The 5151-nt window shown below is 57.4% G+C and carries 4 protein-coding genes; 2 read left to right on the top strand and 2 right to left on the bottom strand.

The window, feature by feature from the left end; genetic code table 11:
- Positions 1 to 90: 90 nt before the first annotated feature.
- Positions 91 to 1089: a cytochrome d ubiquinol oxidase subunit II gene (locus AAFM15_RS11560; RefSeq protein WP_341686864.1), complete on the bottom strand. Its 999-nt coding sequence runs from the start codon at positions 1087 to 1089 to the stop codon at positions 91 to 93.
- Between the two features lie 39 nt (positions 1090 to 1128).
- On the bottom strand, positions 1129 to 2487 hold the full coding sequence (locus AAFM15_RS11555) for a cytochrome ubiquinol oxidase subunit I (RefSeq protein ID WP_341686865.1): 1359 nt from the start codon (positions 2485 to 2487) through the stop codon (positions 1129 to 1131).
- Positions 2488 to 2856: 369 nt separating this feature from the next.
- Here AAFM15_RS11555 and AAFM15_RS11550 point away from each other — a divergent pair, with 369 nt between their 5' ends.
- A complete protein-coding gene (locus AAFM15_RS11550) occupies positions 2857 to 4284 on the top strand; it encodes a PLP-dependent aminotransferase family protein (protein WP_341686863.1) in 1428 nt (475 codons plus the stop codon).
- 166 nt (positions 4285 to 4450) lie between these two features.
- Positions 4451 to 5151, top strand: a 701-nt coding sequence (locus tag AAFM15_RS11545; protein WP_341686862.1) for a thioredoxin family protein, incomplete at its 3' end; no start/stop codon positions are given.

The raw sequence follows: 5151 nt of genomic DNA, 5'->3' as shown, positions 1-5151 counted from the left end.
TCCGTGCGCCAGACCATTACCGCCCGGCACTTGAGCCCGTCAACGGTGTTTGAGGGTCTTTACCGATTTGGCGTTCTCTGCATATTCTGTTCAGCCGTACTTCAGCGCGGTCGCTTTGCCCCAAAACACGCGGTACATGAATACCGTGTAACCGATGATCACCGGCAGCGTGATCGCAACGCCGAAAAAAATCACATTCAGCGACGCGGTGCTTATGGCAGCTTCCCACACTGTCATGCGTCCAATCACGATGTCGGGGAAGATGCTGTAGGCCAAGCCGAAGAAGGCCAGCACAAAAATCAGCACGGTATTGGCAAACACCAGCCAGCCGTAGCCCGCATTGACCAGATTTGGCCGTGTGAGTACCCAACGCATGGTAAAAAGAGCCAAGGCGCACATGAGGGGCACTGGCAGCAAGGCAAACACCTGGGGCATACCGAACCATTTCTCCAACACGCCCGTTTTCACCAAGGGCGTGGCCGCCGAGATGGCCAGCAAGGCAGCCGCCATGGGCCACAGCACAAGCCGCGCCCAGCGCACCGTTTTTTGCTGCAGATCGCCTTCGGTTTTCATGATCAACCAGCCCGAACCCAGCAACACATAAGCGGCGGGCAAGGTGATGGCGATGCCCAGGCTAAATGCCCAGCCCAAGGGCCCATTGGCAAAACCGGTGATGTAGCTGCCCAGCATCCAACCTTGCGACGCACTGGCCATGAGCGAACCGGCAAAAAACGCGCGGTTCCAGAATAGCTTGTAGCGCAGCGGTGCTTTGACCCGGAAGTCGAACGCCACACCGCGCAGAATCAACCCGATCAGCATCACCGCCACGGGCAGGTACAACGCTTGGAGCACCACGCCATGGGCCATCGGAAAGGCGATCAACAACACCCCCACGCCCAACACCAGCCAGGTTTCGTTTGCGTCCCAAAACGGTCCGATGCTCGCGATCATGGTGTCCTTCTCGGCGTCGGTCGCTTGCAAGAGCAGCAAGCCAACGCCCAGGTCGTAACCATCCAAAATCACATAAGCCAGCAGGGACAGCCCCATCACGACCAAGAAAAACAGTGGTATGAATTCAGCCCAGGTCATGGTCGCCTTTCAGTATCAGATTCACAAAGACAAGCTTCATCAAACCCCCGCTTTGCCCAACAGGGCACCCGTCGGCGCATCCTGTCTGTGTTCCTTGGGGTGCTCGGCCATGTACTTCAACACGCCAACATAAGTCACCAACAGCAAGCCATAAACCACCAGGTAAGCCGTCAAGGTGAGCGCAATGTAGGGCGGCGGCAAGGTGGTGGCGGCTTCGCTGGTGCGCATCAAGCCATACACCAGGAAGGGCTGGCGACCGATCTCGGTCACGTACCAGCCCGCCAGCGTGGCGACCCAGCCGGAGAACGCCATGCCCGAGAGCACCCACAGCAGGGGCTTGGGCAGTGTCACTTCTGGCTGCCTGCGCTGACGCCACAAGCGCCAGGCGGTGAAACCGGCGACTAACAACATCAGCGAACCCATACCCACCATCACCCGAAAGGCATAAAACACCGGTGCCACGGGAGGATGCACACCTTCAAATTCGTTGATGCCCTTGACTTCGCCGTCCAGCTCGTGGGTCAGGATCAGGCTGGCCATTTTTGGGATCTTCACCGCGAAGTGGGTGGTGCGTGCTTCTTGGTCGGGAATACCAAAAAGCGTCAGTGGAGCACCGCGCTCGGTCTCCCAAATGCCCTCCATGGCAGCAACTTTGGCCGGTTGGTGCTCCAGGGTGTTAAGGCCGTGCATGTCGCCCACCAGGAACTGCAACGGAATCACGCAAGCAGCAGTGAAGATGGCCGCACGCATGGCTTTGTGGGTGCCGCTTGTGGCGCTGCCTTTGAGCAATTGCCAAGCGCACAGACCAGCGATCAAGAACGAAGCGGTCAGTGCCGAGGCGAGCAACTTGTGGGCAAACCGGTAAGGAAAGGAGGGGTTAAAAACCACCGCCAGCCAATCGGTGGGGATGAATTGGCCGTTGACGATTTCGAAACCTGCCGGGGTGTGCATCCAGGAGTTCAGGCTCAAAATCCAGAAGGCCGACATGGTGGTGCCAAACGCGACCAAAAAAGTGGCAATCAAGTGCACCCGCTCGCTTACCCTGCCGCGACCAAAGAGCATGATGCCCAGAAAGCTGGCCTCCAGGAAAAACGCCGTCAGCACCTCATAGCCCAGCAGCGGCCCTGAAATATTGCCCGTGCGCTCCATGAAACCCGGCCAATTGGTGCCGAACTGGAAACTCATCACAATGCCCGAAACCACGCCCAACGCAAAGGTGAGCGCAAACACCTTGGTCCAAAAATAGTAGGCCTCTTCCCAGGCCACATCCCGGCTGCGGGCAAAGCGCAAACGGAAGAACAGCAAGAACCAGCACAGCGCGATGGTGATGGTGGGGAACAGGATGTGAAAGCTGATGTTCGCGGCAAACTGGATGCGAGAGAGGATGAGTGCGTCGATGTCCATTGTGGCTTTCTTTGAGGGTCAGGCGCTGTCGCGTTTCTGGCTGATGGTCGGTGCTTTGCTGCCTTGACTGATCACGCGCTGTTCGTCGCGCGCCCTTCTGGATCATGGCAAGTGGCGCATGCCTGCATCCGTTGCCCCATGGACTCAGGTGGTTCAGCAGCCAAGACTGTGCCTTGGTAAAGGCCACAAAAAAGCAGCCACCATGCAAGACGGCGCGATACAGATGACGATGCAGTTGGACTCATGTTTGGTGGACTAGTGAACGGTTTAGAGCAGTGTCGCGAACAACATCTGATACCACCAGACTCAGTTAATCTTTAAAATACCGTATCAGTTTGATTAAATCTCTGACCTACCCTTCATATGAAAAAATACGAATTACTGGCCGAGGACATTGAGGCCCTGATCGCTTCAGGGACCATTCAGCCCGGCGAGAGGCTGCCCTCCGTGCGCCAGACCATTACCGCCCGGCACTTGAGCCCGTCAACGGTGTTTGAGGCCTATTACCTGCTGGAGGCGCGAGGACTGGTCGAGGCACGACCACGCTCGGGCTACTTCGTGAAGAGTCGGCCCGCCTTGCGCAACGAACCACAGGCCGCCAAACCTGCCCCAGAGCCACGGGAGGTGGTCGTCAACGACTTGGTGTTGGAAGTCTTGGGCGCGGGGCACGGGCTCGATGTGGTGCCTCTCGGATCCGCTTTTCCCAACCCACATTTTTTTCCAGTTGCCCGACTTGGACGCAGCATGGGCGCCGCTCTTCGAGAAATGTCACCAGCCCAATTGCTGGAAGACCTAGCACCGGGGAACGCGGAGTTACGCCGCCAAATTGCGGTGCGCTACATGGGCAACGGGGTCGCCGCCAGCTCAGAGGAAATTGTGATCACCAGCGGTGCAATGGAAGCGCTGAACTTGTGCCTGCAAGCCGTCACCCAAGCAGGTGATGCCGTGGCCATCGAGTCCCCAGCCTTTTATGGCTGTCTGCAGGCGCTTGAACGTTTGAAGCTGAGGGCGGTGGAGGTCGCTACCCACCCCCGCGATGGCATTCAACTTGACTCGCTAGAAGCCGTGCTCAAACGCGAGCGCGTAAAGGCCTGCTGGTTCATGCCCAACTTCCAGAACCCTTTAGGTGCACTCATGCCCTTGGAGAACAAGCGCAAACTGGTCCACTTACTTTCGCAAAAGGGTATCCCGTTGATCGAGGACGATGTGTATGGTGAGTTGTACTTTGGCGTGCGGAGGCCGCCACCGGCCAAAAGCTTTGACAAGGACGGCTGGGTGTTGCACTGCAGCTCGTTTTCCAAGAATCTGGCACCCGGGTATCGGTTGGGATGGACGGCTGCAGGCCGTTATGCGCGCACCGTGGAGCGGCTCAAACTTTCAAGCACCTTATCTGTCTCGGTACCCGTGCAATTGGGCATCCTGAGTTACCTGCAGGAAGGTGGTTACGACAAGCACCTGCGCTTGTTGCGCGAGACGCTCAGCGCGCAGCGTGACGTGGCGCTTCAAGTCATTGCCAAGCATTTTCCGGCAGGCGTTCGGGTTACACAGCCCGAGGGCGGCTACTTTTTGTGGGTGGAGTTACCGCCTGGTTTGAATGCCCTAGAGCTTCAGCGCCTGGCCTTATCTCAAAACATCAGCATCGCTCCAGGACAATTGTTCTCTGCGGACCAGCGATTCAGCCACTTCATTCGACTCAATTTCGGACACCCCTTGGCGGGGCAACTCGGGCCAGCGCTCAAGGCACTGGGAAGACTGGTACACGCTTTGGCAAAGTCAATACGACGAGATTGATCAGCAACTGGTTGGGTCGTTTGATCGCCAACTGAGTCTGGCGCGTATGGGCCAAGTGGCGCACATTGGACAACCCTTTACATGCGCCAATGAAAGTCATCCACATCCATCGGGAATGCTTTCTGGGCTCTGGTCAACCGCTGCTCATTTGGAAAGGCCACCATCCATGCTGGACGTTTATTGCTTGTGCGCAGCTTGGTGCGCAATCTGCCGCAAAATCAAGGCGGAATTTGATGACTTATCCACTGAAGGCTTTAACTTGCATTGGGTGGACGTTGAAGACCAAGCTGATTCATTGGCGGACCTTGAGATCCTGACTTTCCCAACCATAGTCATTGCTAACTCGGCGGGGAAAATCTTCTTTGCGGGACCCATCGAGCCGCGTTTGACTCATCTTCAGCGTCTTCTTCAATCCATGGATTGGAGGGTTTCAGATGTAAAGCAATCTCAGGATTGGGAAGACTTTGTGCTTGCGATCAGAAAAAGTGGCAAGTTACAACTCAACCCTGTTCTGCCGAGGCTGAAAGACGACAACGTACTTCGCTCCACCATCGGAGCTGGCGTCTCCTCGCGTGACTTCTTCGGCATCTCCTACGGCGATGAGGATGGCCGCTATCAAGGCTTCCACTTCGGAGAGCAGACGACGGTGATCTTCGACGACGCTCTCCTGCTCGTCGAGCCGTCCGCTGCCTCCCAGTTTGCAGACCTGCTGGCCAAAGAGAAAGCTGAGCGAGATGCAAAGGCCAAAGGCGATGCTGGCGGCCAAGGCGGCGGAGCGGGCGCCGGAGGTGGGGCTGGATCGGGCGCTGATGCAGGCGAAGCAGGTGGTGGTACAGGCGGCGGCGCTGGTGGCAATGGGGGTGGAGG

The sequence above is a fragment of the Limnohabitans sp. genome, assembly GCF_038134685.1.
GTDB lineage: Bacteria > Pseudomonadota > Gammaproteobacteria > Burkholderiales > Burkholderiaceae_C > Limnohabitans_A.
This window is presented reverse-complemented; position numbering and strand designations above follow the sequence as displayed.